This window comes from Thalassospira lucentensis (assembly GCF_011806425.1).
Classification (GTDB): Bacteria; Pseudomonadota; Alphaproteobacteria; order Rhodospirillales; family Thalassospiraceae; genus Thalassospira; species Thalassospira lucentensis_B.
Genome location: NZ_JAATOV010000008.1, coordinates 80,452 through 100,551 on the forward strand (window position 1 = coordinate 80,452; position 20,100 = coordinate 100,551).

Genomic DNA, 20,100 nt, shown 5'->3' on the forward strand with positions numbered 1-20,100 from the left:
TGCAATCCGCCAATAGGGCTGAGGTCGCGTCAACCTTGCATAAAAAAAGCCGCCCAAATCAATTGGGCGGCTTTTGCTTTGTTTGACGGCTACCGCTGAGTTACGCGCCGTATTTGGCCTTGGCTTCGCGGCGGCGGGCATGCAAAACCGGCTCCGTATAGCCGTTTGGCTGCTCGCGGCCTTTAAAGACAAGATCACAGGCCGCCGCAAACGCGATGCTGTCATCAAAATTCGGTGCCATGTTCCGATAGGTTGGATCGCCTTCATTCTGTTTGTCGACAACAGCGGCCATGCGTTTAAGCGTTTCCAGAACCTGTTCTTCGGTGCAAAGACCATGGTGCAACCAGTTTGCGATATGCTGGCTTGAAATGCGCAGCGTCGCACGGTCTTCCATCAGGCCAACATTATTGATGTCTGGCACCTTTGAACAGCCAACGCCGCTGTCGATCCAACGCACAACATAGCCAAGGATACCTTGCGCGTTATTGTCGAGTTCTTCTTGAATTTCGCTGGGCATCGGTTTCATGTCGCCAAGACGCGGGATCGACAGAATATCATCAAGGCTTGCACGTTCGCGTTTGCCGATTTCATCCTGTACGGCGCGCACATCCACCTGATGATAGTGAATGGCATGCAATGTGGCCGCGGTCGGTGACGGGACCCATGCGCATTTTGCGCCGGCTTTTGGATGGCCGATTTTGGCCTCCATCATTTCTGCCATGCGATCAGGTTTCGCCCACATGCCTTTGCCAATCTGGGCAACGCCCTTCATGCCGCACTGAAGTCCAACATCGACGTTCGCGTTTTCGTATGCTTCGATCCAGTATTGATCTTTCATCGCATCTTTTCGGACCATCGGGCCGGCTTCCATACTGGTATGGATTTCGTCGCCAGTCCGGTCCAAGAAGCCGGTATTAATGAAAACAACCCGGTCTTTGGCCGCACGGATACATTCCTTAAGGTTCACCGTTGTGCGGCGTTCCTCATCCATGATCCCGACTTTCAGCGTATGTTCGGGCAGATCAATGGCCTCTTCGACAAAGGCAAACAGATCGTTGGTTAGTTCGACTTCTTCGGGGCCATGCATTTTGGGTTTAACGATATAAACGCTGCCATGGCGCGAATTGGCCAGTTCGTTTTTGCCTTCGACGTCATGCTTGGCAATCAGGCTGGTCACCATGGCATCAAGGAACCCTTCGGGGACTTCGTTGCCATCGGCATCCAGAACCGCATCGGTCGTCATCAAGTGACCGACATTGCGCACCAACATCAAGCTACGCCCAGGCAGGACAACCTCATGACCGTCGCAGCCCTGATAAGTCCGGTCTGGGTTAAGGCGACGGGTGATGGTTTTGCCATCCTTCTCGAACTTTTCTTCGAGCGTGCCTTTCATCAGGCCAAGCCAATTGCGATAGGCAAGGGTTTTGTCTTCGGCATCAACGGCGGCGACTGAATCTTCGCAGTCCTGAATGGTTGTAACAGCCGATTCCATGATCACGTCGCAAACGCCCGCGGCATGTTCCTTGCCAATCGGGTGGGTCGGATCAATACGGATTTCGATATGCAGGCTGTGTTTGCGCAGCAGAATTTCCGTAAGAACACCGTCTTTTTCATTGTAACCATGGAACTGCGAAGGCAGGACAAGCGCGCTTTCGCTGCCATCGGCCAAGGTCATGACCAATGTCCACCAGCCCGCACCGTCATCACGCACTTCGTATTTGGTGACGTCCGCGTGGCTGCCCGTGGCAAGTGGGGCTGCTTCATCAAGGAAGTTTGCCGCATAGGCAACAACCGCTGCACCGCGTTTGGGGTTAAATTCCTTGGTCTTTTCTTTGCCGTCGGCCTCGTCAATAACGTCAGTGCCATACAGCGCGTCATAAAGACTGCCCCAACGCGCATTTGCCGCGTTCAACGCGTAGCGCGCATTCATCACCGGCACAACAAGCTGCGGTCCGGCCACGCGGGCAATTTCCGGATCAACATTGGTGGTGCTGATGTAAAAATCATCGCCTTCCGGCAAAAGATAGCGAATCTCGGTCAGGAAGTTCTTATAGGCCGCAGGGTCGCGTGCCTGATCCTGACGCGACAGGTGCCATTCATCGATCTTGGCCTGAAGCTCATCACGTTTTGCCAGAAGTGCTTTGTTGCGTGGTCCCAGCTCAGTGACGAGTTTTTCAAACGACGCCCAGAACTGGTCGGCATTGATACCGGTTCCGGGGATAACTTCGTTGGCAATCAAATCATGCAAAACCGTTGCAATCTGAAGGCCACCTTTTTGGATGCGTTGGGTCATGTGTACTCTCACCAGACTTGGGACCGTCACGGGAACCGGCATGAAAAATTCTCAGGCCCGCGATAACGTTAGTCATAACAATACGGTCTGAAACCACGGTGGGTCCACAGCAGGTTTTATTATTTTGGGATGTTTTCCGCATTATGGAAGGCAGCCCAATGTGCCGACAGCCTGACTAAGTCCTGATAATTGCGTAACTTTCGCCGTCAAACGGTTGCTGGCGTTTCCTCATGGGACAGACCGTTGCCAACGGCCGCCACGGTTGGTTGGTGTATTGGTATGGCTTGATTAAGTGCTGAAACGAAAATCGCTGGCGCGATGATGTCACGCCAGCGATAGAGTCTTATTTCGTTTCAGGTTTTGTCTTTTCTTCGGATGCATCGGACGTTTTGTCCGTGTCGTCGTCCGTATCCGCGTCCTGATCCGTTACGGGATCTTCGACAACCTCTTCGACCGCGACATAGCCGTAATCATCCGGATGTGCGGTGCCATCAGGTGTTAAATAATCTTCCTCGTTATAGCCTGCCGGCTGTGTGGTTTCGGTGCTGCCTTCTTCACCGTCTTCGACAAGTTCATCGGTGATCGGGGAAAGCTCAAACGCCATAGGGGTTGTGCGCGGTACAGCAACGAACTGACCTTGTTCCTCGATGGAGATACGGCGACCAAAACCGGCACGGTAAATGGCAAATCCAGCAACCAAGGCACCAATCACGGAAAACATGAAAGGCAATGCCCATGGGCCAAAATGACCAATCGCACTTGATCCCAACAGCGGACCCGCCGCCGCAGACCCACCGTAAATAATCAACAGACCACCCGATGCGGGTACGATATCCTCTGGTTCGAGGTAGTCGTTCACATACGCAACAGCCAGCCCATAGATCGGCATAATGAAAACGCCGATAATACCGCCCCAAACTGTCAGATTGTCGCGGACCAAATTGGGAAGAACAAGCGGGATCAAACCGCAAATAACCAGCCCCAGCAACACAACGATCATCACGTATTGACGCGGTACAATGTCCGATATTTTACCAATCGGGAACTGCATGATCATGCCGCCCAGAATGACAAAGAACATGAAGTACGCCACGCTTTGCGTGGTTAATCCAAGATCGGCGGCAAAAACGGGTCCAACACCATAAATGGCCCCGGACAAAACACCCGCCCCGGATGCAGCGACAAATCCCAGTGGGGAAATCTTATATAGACGACGGAACGTCATGCGGTCGCCACTAACAGCTGAGGGCGGTGGTTGGCGGGTTAAGGCCAGTGGGACCAGTGACAGCGACAGCAAAACAGACGCGATGGTAAACAGCTCAAAGCTTCCGATCGGCGACATGTTCAGCAACAGCTGACCAATGGCAAGGCCGCCCAAAGATACGGTCATATAGATCGCGATTGTGCTGCCACGTGACGTATTGTCGGCTTGCTCATTCAGCCAGCTTTCGACCACCAGATACAAACCCGAAAGACAAAGACCCGTCATGGCACGAAAAACGGCCCATGTGATCGGATCAACAAACACCGCATGCAGCAACGTGATCGCCGACCCGGTCGATGCCAGTGCCGCAAATGTCCGGATGTGGCCCACCCGGTTCACAAGGCTTGCGCCCCAGACAATCCCGGCGACAAAACCGATATAGTAGGACGCCATGATGATACCGGTATAGACCGGTGCGAATCCTTCTGACGATGCACGCAGCGCCAACAGGGATGATTGCAAAGATGAACCGCTATTTAGCGCAAAGGCGGCAAAAAGCGTCGCAGACAATGCAATAATCAGGGCGACCGGCGAACGCGGCATGGTGTCCTCAACAATATTCTGGTGATGCAGGGGTAAGCCTGCAGTAAAGGTGCGACCGCTATCAGATACGACAACGTATTGAGCTCAAACGATTAACAGCGTGTCAGAAGCTCAACGTCACCTCGTAAGTTATGTTCCCGCAGTAAGCGATTGCACCCTTTAAGCGCGAAGCTTGGCCGCGAACAGCGTCCGTTTTGCACAACTGCCATGTGAAAACAAGCCCGTACGTAATGAGAATTTCACCACGCCGGGGCGGCAAATACGCATAAGCACCTTGACCTTCACATGCGTGATGCTTTCTATGGCGAAGAAATTAGTTCATTTTTGCCAAAACCGCCCCGTATCGGGGTTGGATTTTGCGTTTATCGGACCAGTGAACGGGGCGCTTTTAAGTTCGGCATTCAAAGCTGACAAGCAATCCTATTACCCAAGGGGAGGAAACCTTGAAAATTTTGCGAACACTCGGCGTGATGGCTGCCGGTATTATGGCTTTATCTGTTGCAACTGCTGCACAGGCCGAAACCCGCGTCACCCTTAAATCAGCGAAAGCCGCGTCGTCTTATTATCAGATGGCAGCACAGCTGGCCGAAGCAATGAAAATCGGAACCGATGGTGACGTGATCGTCACGGTCGAAGAAAGCCAGGGTTCAGTTCAGAACGTCATGGAAGCCATGGTCCGTTCCGGCAACTACGTGTTCACGTCCCCCCCCGGTTTGGTTGGATTGGCCCAACAGGGTAAAGGTCCGTTTGAGGGCCGACCGACGGAAAAATTTGAGGCTGTTCGCGCGCTGTTTCCAATCCCGTCACTGACCATGCATTTCGTCACCAGCCGTGAATCCGGTGTAACCGATTTTGCAGGTCTTGAAGGCAAAACCATTCTTCTGGGTAAAGGGTCCTTTGGCGCGCGTGAAGGCGAAAAGTACCTCAAGCTGTTTGGTCTTGATGACAAGGTCAAATTGGCTGATGCCGAACTTTCCAACGCGGTTGCGGCCCTTAAAAACGGTCAGATCGATGGGTTTGTGACGGCTGGCTCGTGGCCGGCCCCGAACGTGATCGAAGCCGCGGCGGGTACGGATGTGAATATCCTATCCCTTTCGGATGATCAGCTTGCCCTGACCAAACGCGACAAGACGGTTATTCCGGCTGGCACCTATAATGGTCAGGACAAAGACATCACCACCGCGTCGCTGTCGGTTGTTGCCTTTGCAACCACCCAGATGGATGACGATACGGCGTATGAACTGACCAAGGCATTTTGGGAGCAGAAAGCCAAAATGGGTGAAAGCTCATCCTGGTGGAATGGTGTGGACCCGGAAATGCTGGGCAATATTCCGGGTAAAATTCATCCCGGTGCGCTGCGCTACTACGCCGAAGCTGGCTTCCCGGTGCGTGACGATCAACGCTAAGGCCTGATTGCCATCTCAATATGACAGGCCCGGCAAAACTGCCGGGCCGTTCTTTATTCAATCTTCATACGAAAAAACTGATCAAACATGTCGGCCATGTCTCGCCCTTTCTGGATTATCCTTGGTGCAATTTCGATTGCATTTCACCTATGGCTGATTTTCTCAGGCCTCGTTCCCAATCTTGTCAGCCGCCCGATCCATATGGCGCTGGCATTGCCATGGGCGTTGATCTTTGTCGCCAAAACCCGCGCGCAGCAGGTTTCAGGCGCGATATTGACCGTCATTGGGCTTTTGGGATGTGGTTGGATTGTCTTTAACCATGCCGCTCTTGCCGATCAGTATGGTTTCCTGATGGGCAATGATCAGATTGCGATTTCAGCCGTTCTGTTGGTCATTGTCCTTGAAATGGCGCGTCGTGCAATTGGTTGGCCTTTGCCATTGGTCGCAAGTCTTGCACTGCTTTATGCGCTGTTTGGTGAATATGTCCCGGGCGAGTTTGGCCATCCGGGGCTTCCGGTGGAAAGCATGCTGGGCACCTTGACCATCGCCGAAGGCGGCCTTTGGGGCAGTTTGACCGGTGTTTCAGTCAGCATTGTTTCGATCTTTGTGATTTTTGGCGCTGTTTTGAACGGCGGTGAAGCCGGGCAGGGCTTTATGAATGTTGCCGGTGCGGCTGCTGGGCGTCTTAAGGGCGGTGCGGCAAAGGTATCTGTGGTGTCATCGGCTTTGTTTGGTTCTATTTCCGGGTCGGCATCGGCAAATGTTGCATCCACCGGCGCCATCACCTTGCCCGCGATGACCCGTCTTGGGTATCCCAAACGTCTTGCTGCCGCGGTCGAAGCGGTGGCATCTTCTGGTGGCCAGATCATGCCACCTTTGATGGGGGCAGGGGCCTTTGTCATGGTTGAACTGACCGGTCGCCCCTACGTCGATATTATGGTCGCAGCGACCTTACCGGCCTTTTTGTATTTCCTTGCGGTTTGGGTTGGGATCAATGCCTTTGCCATGCGGTTTGATCTTCCTGGTGTGCCAAAGGAAGACCGACCGACAATGCACGCGGTTTTGATCACCTCGTGCTTCTTCCTTGTGCCGTTTACCATTTTGTTGTGGGGAATGTTCGGCGCGGGCTACACGCCGCAATATTCCGCATGTTTGGCCCTGATTGTTGGGGCGGGACTGCTGTTTCTTGATGGTAATTTGTCGTTTGATCGGGCGCGCACCAAGGATCGGTTTATCGATGTGTGCCTGAATGCCGGACGGCAGGTGGCGATGATCGGGTCGATCATTCTCTGTGCATCAATTGTGATTGGTGTGCTGGGTCTGACCGGCCTTGGGGTAAAAATCACGTCCTTGTTGCTGTCGGGCTCTGGCGGGATGCTTTGGCCCGCCTTGCTGTTGACCGCACTGGCCTGTTTGATTTTGGGCATGGAAGTGCCGACAACGGCGGCCTATGTGATTTGTGTGTCGGTTGCTGGACCGGCCTTGATCGAACTTGGCCTTGATCCGCTTCAGGCGCATTTGTTTATTTTCTGGTTTGCCCTGTTATCAACCATCACACCACCCGTGTGTGGCGCTGTTTTCATTGCAGCAGGCATGGTCGAAGAAAACTGGCTAAAGGTTGCAGGCACCGCGATGGCACTTGGTATCGGGCTTTATATCGTTCCGCTGGCCATGGTGGCGAATGCATCGCTTATTGATCTTGGTAATGATCCGCTTTGGGCGGTTGTTGCTGGCCTTAAAGTGGCGCTTGGCTTAACCGCCATTTCATATGGTCTGATTTCGCCGCGTTCGATATTGATCCGTGCTGGGCTTGTGCTGGCGGGTGGGGTTGCGATTTTCGCTGCTGGCGTTTGACGATACCAAACATGAACACGCAAAAAGGCCGACAGGGAATAATCCTGTCGGCCTTTTTGTTTAACTTTTGGCATGCTTTTTATGACTTAGGTCCGACGCATTAGCGATCAGATCCATCTGTCATAAGGTAATGCTAGACCTTACCGCTACGCGGACCGGCAATAAGCCAGATGATCAGGCCCAAGATCGGCAGAAGCAGAACAAGGACGATCCAAAGTACTTTTGAGCCGGTGCTTGCACCGCTGCCCATAATATTAATGATCGCCCAGATATCAGCGATCAGGATAATTAAGCCAAGTATCCCACCATATTCAAACATGTCCAAACCTCATTTATTAATTGCAACGGCATTCAGCACCGCGCTTGATCATGAAACGGCTTAGGACCTAATTTGTTCCCTCATGACGAAACGCACTGGATAAATATGCGCCTAATGGTTGGGTTCGGCAATTGAATTTCGACTTTACGCAACCTGTCCTGCGGACCAGCCAGATGACCATGCCCACTGGAAGTTAAAGCCCCCAAGATGCCCTGTAACATCAACGACTTCGCCGATGAAATACAGGCCAGGGACCTTGCGGCATTCCATGGTTTTCGAGGACAATTCGTTGGTATCAACCCCGCCTAGGGTGACCTCGGCGGTACGATATCCTTCTGTGCCATTTGGCATAACGGCCCACTGATTAACGTCCATTGCCAACTTCCGAAGTGCCTTGTCCCCGGTTTCGCCTATCGGGCGTTCCAGTTCATGGCGCGCGGCAATCAGTTGCGCCAAACGGTTTGGCAAAATACGTGACAGAACCGTATGCACCGCTTGTTTGGGTGTTTCAGATTTGGCCGATTTTAAAACGTCAAACGCGTCTTCATCGGGGTTGAGGTTGACGACAATGCCATCACCTTCATCGCAATAAGACGATATCTGCAAAATCGACGGACCTGACAGGCCGCGGTGGGTAAACAGCAACCCTTCGCGGAATTGCTTTTTGTTGCATTGAACCACCGCATCGACCGAAATCCCCGATAGCTGACCCATTTGGGCGCGAAGGTCGGGATCAAATGTCAACGGCACCAAAGCCGCACGGGTCGGGATGATGTTCAGGCCAAACTGGCGCGCAATCTGATAGCCAAAACCGGTGGCACCGATTTTCGGGATTGAAAGCCCACCGCACGCCACGACAAGTGACTGACAGGTCCATTGCGCGCCGGTGCGTGTGGTAACGTCAAATCCGCCATCCTCGCGCGCGAGTATGTTGGAAATTTCGGTGTTCATACGGATGGTAACACCCGCGTCATCACATTCATCAAGCAGCATGTCGATGATCTGGAATGAGCTTTCATCACAGAAAAGCTGTCCCAGTGTTTTTTCATGCCAGCCGATGTTGTGGCGGTTCACCATTTCAACGAAATCATGCTGGGTATAGCGTTTAAGGGCCGATACACAGAACCGCTTGTTTTGCGAAATGAAGTTTTCCGGGCTGGTATGGATATTGGTGAAATTACACCGCCCGCCCCCGGAAATACGGATCTTTTCGGCAGGCTTATCGGAATGATCGACCACAACGACAGATCGGCCGCGTTTGCCAGCTTCGATGGCACACATAAGGCCCGCAGCACCCGCACCGATTACAAGGACTTCAATCTTTTTCACGCCGAACCAACCCGTTTGAATTTGTAAATAGTGCCCCGCTTATACGGATAATCGCACGGTTTGTCAGTGCGCATAGGTGCAAGGCAGCAATGAAAACACCAAGTGTGCTATTCCTTGTTTTGCCAATTGATGAACGATGTTCGCAATTTCGAAACGCTTTTGATGGGATTCTAACGCCTTCGCAGGTATCGTGCGCAGATTATAAAATACGAAACAAAGGGATGGGGAAAATGTCCAAGCGACTGGCAACGTTTGTTGCGTCACTTTTAATCGCAATCGGCATGTTTGCCGCACAGCCGGGACTTGCCCAATCGTCGGACGAGGCCGCAGAATCAAGTAAGGCATTTGATGCTTCGCCGGAAGTCGATTTTCGGCGCCTGGATGAAACAGAACGCAGCAACATGCCGCCGCTGATGGAACGGTATGTCCTTGATGAACTAAAATCCCTGCGCACAGAAATGCAGGGCATGCGCGCCGAACTGATGCGCGAAGTCGTCAACCGCCAACTCGAAGCCATCGACAAGGCGATTTCTTATTCGTCCAACACGGTTACGTATTTCTTCTATTTCGTTGCGGCCGTTGGTGCCCTTTTGACCATGCTTGGCTGGCAATCTCTGCGTGAATTGAAATCAAGTGTACGCAATCTCGCCAATACAGAATTACAGCGCCTGTCTGAGGAATTTGAACGTCGCCTTACCTCGCTCGAAGATGAGTTGCGTTTGAAGTCCAAAGTGATCAACGAACATCAGCATGAAATCGAGCGCACCCAAGAAATTCATGCGCTTTGGCTTCAGGCCAATCAGGTCACGAACCCGCGTTCAAAAATCGAAACCTATGACAAGATCCTTGAACTGGCACCGGGCGACCCAGAAGTCATGGCCTATAAGGCCGATGCGGCGCTTCAACTTGGTGATCGTGACTGGGCGCTTAGTTTATGTAACCGCTTGCTGGCTGAGGAACCGGGCAGTGCAAATGGTCACTATCAGCGCGCCTGTGCAAATGCCGGTCTTGGTTTCCGCGAAGCAGCCCTTGCCGATTTGCAGCGTGCGGTCGAACTTTCTGAATCCATGCGCCAACCCGCCTGGACCGAAGAAGAATTTGAACCCCTACGCGACATGCCGGAATTTGATCATATTCTGGGTGACAAAAACGACTTGCCACCTTCTGAGTAAGGTTTGGCCATGCGCGATTATTCTGTCCGCTAAAACACAAAAAGCCCCGCAAGACTGACTTGCGGGGCTTTAATTTTACTTGGGTATAAGTGGCCTTATTAAGCAGGCAGCTCATTCCAAAGCGGATGGATCGGTGCGACGTCTTCCTCGATCTCGGTAAAGCGCGCATCACAATCAAAGAAATAGTTATCCGTCAGATCGTCATTCACCTGGGATACTTCACCAACGATGACCGGTCCCTTGCCTTCTTCACCGTAGAAACGATGCACTAATGTGCGCGGCAATGTAACACTTTGGCCCGGCTCAAGGACGACCTTGCCGCCAGCAGGCAGGATATTAAGCTTACCATCGGTGTGCACCTGAACATCATTCACGCGGTCCATCTGGCCATCTTCGGTCAGGTTGCACAGCTCAATCACAAGGTTGCCGCCACCGCGCACGATGATGTCTTCCATTTTGACCTTGTGGTAGTGCCATGGGCATTCCTGATTTTCACCGACGATCATGATCTTTTCGGCATAGGGTACTTCGCCCGGCTGACGCAGGATGCCGTTCCGCAGACAAAACAGGATCAAACCCCGTTTGGCAAAATCACCTTCGCCATAATCGGTCACATCCCAGCCCATTTGATGCCCACGGCACCATTTGGCCAAATCCGGTTCGGCGGCCCACTGGTCCGGGCTGTAATGCCCCCAAGCCGGAAGCTTAAAGGAAATGGACGCGTAAAGTTCCTTTGCATGCTCGATGCAGGCATTGATTTCCGAACGCAGCATGGTGACCTCTTATGACGTTTGACTGTGGCGGGGCAGTATATCCGCCCCTTTGTTCTATTGGGTTCTATCGGGTGTTTTATCATGTGGCATCAAAGATTGCGACAGGTTTTGAATGCATTCAATCCCGGTATGTGATGATGCTTTTCTGGTGAATATCTTGCCTCGTTCATGCCGCTTTTGATTGTGATAAATGATGCGTAAAGCGTCGCGAATATCGTTCCTTCCGACATACACATCAAAAGGCAAATACATGGTTCAGTCGTCTGGTTTGGTCAAAGTAAGTGCAGCATTGATTGTCGGTGTGGCGATTGCAGGGGCAGGGTGGTTTGTTGGTGCCGGTATTGAAAACATGCGCTCCCTTGATCGGTATGTCACGGTTAAGGGGCTGGCGGAACGCGATGTTCAGGCGGACCGTGCCGTTTGGCCAATTACAATTTCTGCTACTGATGATGTTTTGCAAACCGCACAGGCCAAAATCGAAGCCGATACAAAGACCTTGATGGATTTTCTCGGCAGCCACGGCATTTCCAAGGACATGACCGAACTACAAAATCTTCAGGTTACCGACCAGCTCGCCCAAGCTTATCGGTCGGGGCCGATTGAAAGCCGCTATATCATTAATCAAACCATTCAGGTCCGAACCGATGACATCCAGGCCGTTGTGGTGGCGTCGCAGGATATCGGAAAATTGCTGCAGGACGGGATTGTTCTGGGCGGCCAAGGATATAACCCGGGGCCAAGTTACCTGTTTACCGGGTTGAATGATATCAAACCGGAAATGATTGCCGCTGCCACGGCCAATGCACGCGAAGCCGCCCAGCAATTTGCCGCAGATTCTGGTGGCCAAGTGGGCGGAATTCGCCGCGCTACGCAGGGATTTTTCCAGATATTGGCCGCAGACGGCGTACCAAACATTAATCAATTAAGCCAGATCACCAAAACCGTGCGCGTGGTCACCACCATGGAATATCTGATCCGCGACTGATGTTTGGCTGGCTTGCGGGGCGTCTGGTCGTAATCCGGTGATGAAAAATTGCCGGTCGAATGCGGCGGATATGTTGACAGTCGCGGCAAAGCTGGTTTTATGCGCGCCATGGCGCAATTGATCCTATTTAACAAGCCCTATGGGGTGCTGACACAGTTCACCGACCGTGAAAACGGTCGGGCGACGCTGGCGGACTATATCAAGCAGCCTGGTGTTTATGCTGCCGGGCGCCTTGACCGCGATAGCGAAGGTTTGCTGTTATTGACCGACCATGGGCCGCTCAATGCCCAAATCGCCCATCCGAAATATAAAAAACCAAAAACCTATCGGGTTCAGGTGGATGGGGAGCCGACCGACGAAGCACTTGATGCCCTGCGGCGCGGGGTAGAGCTTAAAGACGGTATGACGCTTCCGGCAAAGGTCCGTCGCATCGCAGAGCCGGAAGATCTGTGGGAACGCGATCCACCGGTGCGTTATCGCAAAGAAATCCCGACAAGCTGGATCGAGCTTACCATCACCGAAGGCCGCAATCGGCAGGTGCGTCGAATGACGGCGGCCGTTGGGTTCCCGACCTTGCGCCTGATCCGTTATGCGATTGGGGATTGGACGCTTGATGGGATTGCGCCCGGTGAATATCGCACGATTGAGGTGGATGCACCGCCGGCAACGCATCGCCGTGTTTTACCAGGATCGGGCAAGCCGCCGCGCAAAAGTCATAAGGCCGCCAAGGGGGCCCATGTTGCGCAAGGTGGTCAGGCTGCACGCGGTGGACAGCGTGGCAAGGCGGATGCCGCGCCTGATCAATCTAAACAATCGCAAAAGCCGGGCCGCAATCGGTCACGCCCGAAGAAAGGATAAGCCAAGATGCTGAGTTATCTGCATGGCTTTCACGCCGGAAATTTCGCCGATCTGCATAAGCATGCGGCCCTATGGCTTATTCTGGCGCATCTGCGCAAGAAAAAGAAACCGTTCTGCGTGATCGATACCCACGCAGGGTCGGGATGGTATGATCTTGGCAGTGAACAGGCCGCCAAAACCGGCGAATGGCATGGCGGCATTGGTGCGGCACAGGCGGGTAAAAACGCACCCGAAATGCTGCAAGGCTATATGGACCATGTTGCACGGTTTGATCCCGTGGGCCACGGACGTGACTATGGGGTGCGCGAAAGCGATGAATATACCGGGCCGTTTTACCCCGGATCACCCTTTATTGTGCGCGAAATGCTGCGCGAAGACGATGAACTGGTTCTGATGGAACTGCATCCGCGCGAACACAAAACCCTGCATCACCGCGTGAAACGCGATCCGCGCATTCATCTGCATAAACGCGATGGATATGAAGGCCTGGTTGCGATGATGCCGCCCGCCATCCGGCGTGGCTTGGTTTTGATGGACCCCAGCTACGATGTAAAACAGGACTATCAAAAAGCCGCCAACGCCATAAAGCAGGCATGGGATAAATGGCCAACTGGCACCTTTATGCTCTGGTACCCCATCCTTGAGGACGGCTTTGATGCAGAGCTTCGTCAATCGATCGGCGCGATCAAGGCAAAAGGTGGTGTTTTGTGTGCTGAACTTGCCGCGGAACATGGTGGCGCAAAGGGGCGCATGCGCGGAACTGGTCTGTTGGTGATTAACCCGCCATGGCAATTTGATCAGGACCTTGATGCGATTGGTACCTGGCTTGCAAAAACCTGCAAGTTCCCCGGACCGACCCATCATTCAATAAGCTGGCTGGTCGCCGCCGCCTAAGATCGTTGCGACGGATGCCAAACAAAACAAAGCCCCGCAGCAAAATGCTGCGGGGCTTTGTTATTACTATGGGACTTTGGCCGGGTTGCTTAGATGCCAAAGAATGGCTGCAACAGTTTTGGCAAAAACCCGCTGAATTTCATCGGGGCGTCGGTCGCGATCAGGCAGATACATTCTTCTGCCGTATCGGCAATCGGCTGATGATCAACGTCGTCACTTAGATCGGCAACATCGCCGGCCCGGAACCGACCGATATCATCAATATAAGATCCCTTGATCAACAAGGTCATTTCATGGCCGTGATGGCCGTGATCAGGGATGGAAACACCCGGCGCGATTTTCATCAGGCGCACGGTGCCTTTGCTTTCAACTGATTTCAGCTGATAGTGCTTAACGCCTGGCGCCAATGTTTTCCATGGAATGTCCTCAAGCGAGGTCACACCTTCTGGCAACATTTCGATCAAAGGTGTAGGGATCGATGGCATTGCACTTCCGGTGATGCTTTCACCCACGGCAACTTTGCGCGTTATCGGTAATTCTTCGACCGCCAGATTTTCATTGGCTGTTTCGCGCTCAAGCATCGCCATGACGTGATCCAATGAATGGTCCGTCATATCCATGCTGGTCGCGGATTCAAGAACAGCACCGCCCATGGCTTCGAACTCGGCAACCTTTTTGCGGCACGCCGGGCATACGGTCATATGCGTCGCCACAAGAAGTTCCATCGCCTGCGACATCGAGCCGCTGGCATAGGCCATCAACGTTTCTTCGGTCGGATGATGTTTAATATTCATGCGAGATCTTCCAGTCCGCTACGCATCTTTCCAAGTGCTAACCGCAATCGGGATTTTACTGTTCCGAGCGGGATATCAAGGCGCTCTGCAATTTCGCTATGCGAGCAATCTTCAAAAAAAGACAATTCAACAACAGTCTTTTGATCGGCGGGTAAGTCTTCCAGCGCCGATTTCACAAGAACGGCATGTTCGTCACGGCTTACGACTTCATCGGCTAATGGATCACCATCAACAATCAGCGCCGTATCCGAATCATCAACCTCGATATGTTTTCGTTGCCGGAACCTGTCAATCCGCAGGTTCCTGGCGATGGTGAAAATCCATGTACTGGCAGCGGCCTTTGACGGATTAAACAGATGCGCCTTACGCCACACCTGCATCATTGCTTCTTGCGCAAGTTCTTCGGCCGTTTCCGAATTCCCACCAAACCGGAACATGTATGCTTTGACGCGCGGGGCAAAATGGGCAAACAACCGCGCGAACGCTTCACGATCGCGGGTTGCCGCGATCGAAACGATCCAATCGGCACATTTTTTGGCCTCAACCGGGTCAGCCGGTCCGGGGCGTTTGGTAACGGTGCCGGTCATTTTGGTTTCAGGTCCCCCTTGGGGCCGCGCCAAGATCATGTTCATCATGGAAAATCTTACGGCGGCTAAGAACTATCGGATCACTAAAAATAATATGTTATTTACCAGCGGCTTACAAACTTACCTATACAATACGGCTAAGTGATCCAGCATCTGGTACCCTACGTAATCATATGTAGGTTTAACCTTAACACTGCAAGCGGACCGAACGCATATGAACAAAGTCACTTCTGGGAAAATGAACATCGCGGTGGTCGGTTCGGGCATCTCTGGCCTGTCGGCCGCCTGGCTTTTAAGCCAGTCCCATAATGTGACGTTGTATGAAAAGGATGACCGTCTGGGCGGCCATTCAAATACGGTAGATGCGGGAAATACCCCGGTTGATACCGGTTTCATTGTTTATAACACGCGGTGCTATCCCAACCTGTGCGCGCTGTTTGATCACCTTGATGTCAAAACCACCGAAACTGACATGTCGTTTGCGGCATCAATGGAAAATGGTGGGCTGGAATATGGTGGGGCAAACCTGTCCGCCCTTGTTGCGCAAAAACGCAATATCCTGCGCCCGCGCTTTTGGAAAATGGTCCGTGATATTTTACGGTTTTACCGCGAAGCCCCCCGCGCCCTTGACGATGGCACCGCCGAGACAACCAGTCTGGGCGACTATCTGCGCGATAATCGCTATTCCAAGGCCTTTATCAACGACCACCTTTTGCCGATGGGGGCGGCCATTTGGTCAACGCCGGTTGATACCATGATGGCCTACCCGTTGGCGGCGTTTGTGCGGTTCTGCCAAAATCACGGACTATTGCAAATCAAGGATCGCCCACAATGGCGCACGGTTGTCGGTGGTTCCCGCGAATATGTGAAACGCATGACCGCGGGCATTTCAGGCGGTGTTGTGTTGGATCGTGCGATTGCAAAAGTCGGACGGGGCGCAACGGGCGGCGCATATGTTGAAGACCGCTATGGCAAGCGGGATGAATATGATCATGTTGTTTTGGCCTGTCACGGTGATCAGGCGCTGGCGCTGCAAGATGATCCCAAAGCGCGCGTGCATGAATTGCTGTCAGCCTTCAAATACGAACGCAATCTGGCGATCTTGCACAATGATAAAACCCTGATGCCGAAAAATCACAAGGTTTGGTCAAGCTGGAACTATCTGGCCGAAGAACAGGATGGGGAGCAAAAGGTCTGTGTCACCTATTGGATGAACCGCCTGCAACATCTTGATGAAAGCAATCCGCTTTTCGTGACCCTCAATCCCCCCAAACATCCCCGCGAAGGCAGCGTGATCCGATCCTTTTTATATGATCACCCGCTGTTTGATGCGGGTGCAATGGCCGCCCAAAAAGACCTTTGGTCGATACAGGGTGTGGATAATATTTGGTATTGTGGCAGTTACTTTGGCTATGGCTTCCATGAAGATGGCATCCAATCTGGCCTTGCGGTGGCTGAGGCACTTGGCAATGTGCGCCGTCCGTGGACAGTGGAAAATGAAAGTGGACGCATTCACGTTACCGAACGTCCGTCCAATCAGGGTCAAGAGGCCGCATGACGCAAAAATTTGCATCAGCTTTATATGAAGGTGTGGTGTCCCATCACCGATTGCGCCCCAAAAGGCACAAGTTACGCTATCGGGTGTTTTCCTTCCTGCTTGATCTTGATGAAATCGATGCTCTTTCATCCCGCCTGCGTCTGTTTAGCCGCAATCGATTTAACCTGTTTTCATTCCACGATGCAGACCACGGCAGTATCAAAGCCAAGGGTCAGAGATCTGACAAATCGGCCGATCTTCGCCCCCGGGTCGAAGCCGTCTTGAACGCCCATGATTTGGGCGATTGTGCGTATAAAATTGAACTTTTGTGCTATCCGCGTTTGCTTGGTTTTGTGTTCAATCCGCTGTCGGTTTATTTTTGCCATCGATCTGACGGTTCTGTTGGCGCGGTGCTGTACGAAGTATCCAACACGTTTGGCGACCGCCACAGCTATCTGATCCCGGCGGGGCCGGATGGTGCGGACAAAAAAGGTGTGCTGCGTCAATCCTGCGCCAAGGGGTTTTACGTATCGCCCTTTATCGATATGGAAGCTGATTATCACTTCCGCATTGCGATGCCTGACGACACGGTTGCGGTGGCCATTCGCGAAACCGATTCCAAGGGTGTGTTTTTGACGGCGGCATTTACCGGTGATCGAAATGCGTTATCTGATCGTAACTTATTAAGTGCATTCATTCGCTACCCATTGATGACTTTGAAAGTTGTCGCTGGAATCCATTGGGAAGCTTTGCTTCTATGGCGTAAAGGGATGAAATTTCACAAACGACCAGCCCCGCCACCCAATTCGGTGACGTATGTGCTGGCAAACGCGAACGAAGCGGCCCAAGCAGGAAAGAGATCATCACAATGACCAACCGCAATCGCACTGCTTCTGTTTTTGGCAACCCATTGCGCAGCCGTCTGGTTCCAATGCTGGGCAGCATGACGGGCAGCCGTGTCATCCTCAAAGCAATGCTGCGGCATGTTCTTTCACATCTGCATTACGGTCGGCTAACAACGATATTGCCAGACGGCGAAAGCTTGCATTTCTGCGGGCAACAAGAAACCGATCTTCAGGCGGTCATTCAAATTCACAATTGGGATGCTTTGCGCCGCTTGGCCACGGGCGGCGACGTCGCCTTTGCCGAGGCCTATATGGATGGCAGCTGGAGCAGCCCGGATATTTCCCGCCTGATGCGCATGGCGGTGATGAACGAATTAATCGTCAAGGCGCGGCTTGCCGGTGGCTTTTTGTCGCGCACGATTGCCCGCATCGGGCATTTGCGCAACAGCAATACCCTTGAAGGATCGAAACGCAACATTGCCTATCACTATGATCTAGGCAATCGTTTCTATGAAACATGGCTTGATCCAAGCATGACCTATTCGTCTGGGTATTATCAAAACGCCGATATGACGCTTGAGCAAGCCCAGGCCGCGAAATACGAACGCATTTGCGATTTGGCCGGGCTTCAGCCCGGTGAAAACGTTCTTGAAGTTGGATGTGGCTGGGGCGGTTTTGCCGAACTGGCAGCGTCAAAGTATCGCTGCAATGTTACTGGTTTAACACTGTCGAGCGAACAACATACCTATGCCCGTCGACGTTTGTTGATGCAGGGGCTGAATGATCGCACCGATATTGTCTTGCGCGATTATCGCCACGAAGAAGGCCAGTACGACAAGATCGTTTCAATTGAAATGTTCGAGGCCGTCGGCGAAGAACATTGGCCAAACTATTTTGAGATGATCCGCAACCGCCTGCGCCCGGGGGGCAAGGCCGTTTTGCAAATCATCACCATTGATGATGGTCGTTTCGAAACCTACCGCAAGGGGGCTGATTTTATTCAGCGCTATATCTTCCCGGGTGGGATGTTGCCATCGCCAACCGCGTTGGTCAAAGCTGTGAATGATGCAGGTTTGTATTTGCAGTATTCTGAATTCTTTGGCCAATCTTATGCCCGCACCCTGGCCGAATGGCAGCGGCGTTTCGCCCATGCATGGCAGGATATTTCAAAGCAGGGCTTTGATACGCGGTTCAAACGGATGTGGGAATATTACCTCGCCTATTGTGAAACCGGGTTCGAACAGGGCTCGATCAATGTCGGTCTGTTCGTGATTGAACATCCCAACAATGCAGCATCCTGACAAAAGCCAACTTTCATCGGTTTTCTATGCGCTGCCCGCCATGGCGGCGGCTGTACCGACAATCCCCGCCTATGTGCTGTTGCCAAGTTATTATGGTGACGACCTTGGTCTTGGATTGACCATTACCGGTGCGGTTTTGTTGCTGGTACGCATCATCGACATGATGACCGATCCGCTGGCTGGATGGCTTTCGGATCGCAGTGGCCAACGTAAAATATGGGTTGGCATTGGTGCGGTCGTTGCCGGGATCGGATTGTGGTTCCTATTTACCCCGCCGCCAACGCCGTCTGCGGGCTATTTGCTGTTATGGGCCAGTGTGCTGTTTTTGGGTTGGACCCTTTTTCAGGTGCCTTACCTTGCGTGGGGGGCGGATCTTTCGGGGAATTATAAAAAGCGAACCTCGATCACCGCCATGCGCGAAGGGGCCGGGTTGCTTGGTATTGTTTTGGCAGGCGGCATTCCGGTTGTCATGACCCATTCTGATCGCGCTGGCGAAATCGAAACGCTGGCCATCGTGACCATCGTTCTTGGGGCTGTTTTTATTGGTTTGATGCTGTGGCGGGTTCCCGACCGTGTTGCGCAACATAAATCCAATGGTCTTGGTAATCACGACAGTTTGCAAACGACGCTGCGTGTCGGGATTAAAAGCCTGCGCCAAAATGGGTTGTTTGTGCGGCTTTTGTCGGCGTGGATGATCAATGGGTTGGCGGCGGGTCTTCCCGCGGTCTGTTTTCCGCTTTTTGTGCGCTACTACCTAAAACTTGATCAGGAAACCGAAAATCTGCTGATTTTGCTTTACTTCGTGGCGGCCATCGTTGCCATTCCGCTGTGGGTGGTGTTGGCGGGGCGACTTGGCAAACATCGCATCTGGTGCGCGGCGATGATTATGGCCATCGCGGCATTTGTTTTTGTGCCTGTGCTTGATGCCGGGGACAGTTTCGGTTTTGCCGTCATTTGTCTTTTTACCGGGGCGGCATTGGGGGCGGATTTGGCATTGCCACCCGCGATTCAGGCCGATGTCGATGATTGGGACCAGTATCGGTTTGGTAAACGCCGCACGGCACTTTTATTCGCACTTTGGAACATGACCAACAAGCTTGCGATGGCGCTTGCCGCCGGGATCGCCTTGCCGATCTTGGGGGCGTTTGACCTGACCAAGGGCGGGGCGAATAATTCTTTGGCATTGATTGTCTTGGTTTTGATCTATGCGGCGATCCCCATCGTATTGAAAATAGGCGCAATCGTGATGATGTGGGGGTTCCCGCTTGATGCATCACATCAGGTTGCAATTCGTCGGCGCCTGTCACGCCGCAACGTTTGATCTTGGCCTATAATTCAAAATCAGG

At 52.7% G+C, this 20,100-nt stretch carries 17 protein-coding genes; 10 read left to right on the plus strand and 7 right to left on the minus strand.

Annotation, left to right across the window (positions count from 1 at the left end; translation table 11 throughout):
• Positions 1-100 precede the first annotated feature (100 nt).
• On the minus strand, positions 101-2,293 hold the full coding sequence (locus HCZ99_RS19775; RefSeq protein ID WP_167448757.1) for a malate synthase G: 2,193 nt from the start codon (positions 2,291-2,293) through the stop codon (positions 101-103).
• A gap of 343 nt (positions 2,294-2,636) precedes the next feature.
• Complete coding sequence (locus HCZ99_RS19780) at positions 2,637-4,100, minus strand: MFS transporter (RefSeq protein WP_167448758.1); 1,464 nt, start codon at positions 4,098-4,100, stop codon at positions 2,637-2,639.
• Between the two features lie 443 nt (positions 4,101-4,543).
• Here HCZ99_RS19780 and HCZ99_RS19785 point away from each other — a divergent pair, with 443 nt between their 5' ends.
• Complete coding sequence (locus HCZ99_RS19785) at positions 4,544-5,506, plus strand: TAXI family TRAP transporter solute-binding subunit (RefSeq protein ID WP_217701535.1); 963 nt, start codon at positions 4,544-4,546, stop codon at positions 5,504-5,506.
• Positions 5,507-5,602: 96 nt separating this feature from the next.
• Positions 5,603-7,360, plus strand: a complete 1,758-nt coding sequence (locus HCZ99_RS19790) for a TRAP transporter permease (RefSeq protein ID WP_254869775.1) — start codon at positions 5,603-5,605, stop codon at positions 7,358-7,360.
• Positions 7,361-7,493: 133 nt separating this feature from the next.
• Here HCZ99_RS19790 and HCZ99_RS19795 read toward each other — a convergent pair whose 3' ends face one another.
• On the minus strand, positions 7,494-7,679 hold the full coding sequence (locus tag HCZ99_RS19795; protein ID WP_167448760.1) for a PLDc N-terminal domain-containing protein: 186 nt from the start codon (positions 7,677-7,679) through the stop codon (positions 7,494-7,496).
• Between the two features lie 144 nt (positions 7,680-7,823).
• Positions 7,824-9,008, minus strand: a complete 1,185-nt coding sequence (locus HCZ99_RS19800; protein WP_167448761.1) for an NAD(P)/FAD-dependent oxidoreductase — start codon at positions 9,006-9,008, stop codon at positions 7,824-7,826.
• Between the two features lie 230 nt (positions 9,009-9,238).
• Between HCZ99_RS19800 and HCZ99_RS19805 the strand changes: the two genes are divergently transcribed.
• On the plus strand, positions 9,239-10,180 hold the full coding sequence (locus HCZ99_RS19805; RefSeq protein ID WP_254869776.1) for a TPR end-of-group domain-containing protein: 942 nt from the start codon (positions 9,239-9,241) through the stop codon (positions 10,178-10,180).
• A gap of 98 nt (positions 10,181-10,278) precedes the next feature.
• Here HCZ99_RS19805 and HCZ99_RS19810 read toward each other — a convergent pair whose 3' ends face one another.
• Positions 10,279-10,953, minus strand: a complete 675-nt coding sequence (locus HCZ99_RS19810; protein ID WP_167448763.1) for a D-lyxose/D-mannose family sugar isomerase — start codon at positions 10,951-10,953, stop codon at positions 10,279-10,281.
• A 250-nt stretch (positions 10,954-11,203) separates the two neighbouring features.
• Here HCZ99_RS19810 and HCZ99_RS19815 point away from each other — a divergent pair, with 250 nt between their 5' ends.
• From HCZ99_RS19815 to HCZ99_RS19825, 3 genes are read left to right on the plus strand one after another with little or no spacing between them, the layout of a single operon-like run.
• Complete coding sequence (locus HCZ99_RS19815) at positions 11,204-11,938, plus strand: SIMPL domain-containing protein (RefSeq protein WP_167448764.1); 735 nt, start codon at positions 11,204-11,206, stop codon at positions 11,936-11,938.
• 48 nt (positions 11,939-11,986) lie between these two features.
• Positions 11,987-12,796, plus strand: a complete 810-nt coding sequence (locus HCZ99_RS19820; RefSeq protein WP_368484290.1) for an rRNA large subunit pseudouridine synthase E — start codon at positions 11,987-11,989, stop codon at positions 12,794-12,796.
• 6 nt (positions 12,797-12,802) lie between these two features.
• A complete protein-coding gene (locus tag HCZ99_RS19825) occupies positions 12,803-13,690 on the plus strand; it encodes a 23S rRNA (adenine(2030)-N(6))-methyltransferase RlmJ (RefSeq protein WP_167448765.1) in 888 nt (295 codons plus the stop codon).
• Between the two features lie 89 nt (positions 13,691-13,779).
• On the opposite strand, the gene HCZ99_RS19830 is transcribed toward HCZ99_RS19825, so the two are convergent.
• Together HCZ99_RS19830 and HCZ99_RS19835 are read right to left on the minus strand one after the other, a co-directional pair.
• Entirely contained in the window at positions 13,780-14,484 is a 705-nt protein-coding gene (locus HCZ99_RS19830; protein ID WP_167448766.1) for a ChrR family anti-sigma-E factor, read from the minus strand.
• Positions 14,481-15,119 carry a sigma-70 family RNA polymerase sigma factor gene (locus tag HCZ99_RS19835; protein ID WP_368484291.1) on the minus strand — a complete coding sequence of 213 codons (639 nt, stop codon included), beginning with the start codon at positions 15,117-15,119 and terminating at the stop codon, positions 14,481-14,483. The genes HCZ99_RS19830 and HCZ99_RS19835 overlap by 4 nt, the downstream gene beginning before the upstream one ends.
• 166 nt (positions 15,120-15,285) lie before the next feature.
• Between HCZ99_RS19835 and HCZ99_RS19840 the strand changes: the two genes are divergently transcribed.
• From HCZ99_RS19840 to HCZ99_RS19855, 4 genes are read left to right on the plus strand one after another with little or no spacing between them, the layout of a single operon-like run.
• Positions 15,286-16,629 carry an NAD(P)/FAD-dependent oxidoreductase gene (locus tag HCZ99_RS19840; protein WP_175581595.1) on the plus strand — a complete coding sequence of 448 codons (1,344 nt, stop codon included), beginning with the start codon at positions 15,286-15,288 and terminating at the stop codon, positions 16,627-16,629.
• Positions 16,626-17,480, plus strand: coding sequence for a DUF1365 domain-containing protein (locus HCZ99_RS19845; protein WP_167448767.1), 855 nt, complete (start codon positions 16,626-16,628; stop codon positions 17,478-17,480). The genes HCZ99_RS19840 and HCZ99_RS19845 overlap by 4 nt, the downstream gene beginning before the upstream one ends.
• Entirely contained in the window at positions 17,477-18,754 is a 1,278-nt protein-coding gene (locus HCZ99_RS19850) for an SAM-dependent methyltransferase (protein WP_167448768.1), read from the plus strand. Before HCZ99_RS19845 ends, HCZ99_RS19850 begins: the two co-directional genes overlap by 4 nt.
• Positions 18,741-20,075: an MFS transporter gene (locus HCZ99_RS19855; RefSeq protein ID WP_167448769.1), complete on the plus strand. Its 1,335-nt coding sequence runs from the start codon at positions 18,741-18,743 to the stop codon at positions 20,073-20,075. Before HCZ99_RS19850 ends, HCZ99_RS19855 begins: the two co-directional genes overlap by 14 nt.
• The last annotated feature ends 25 nt before the right edge of the window (positions 20,076-20,100 follow it).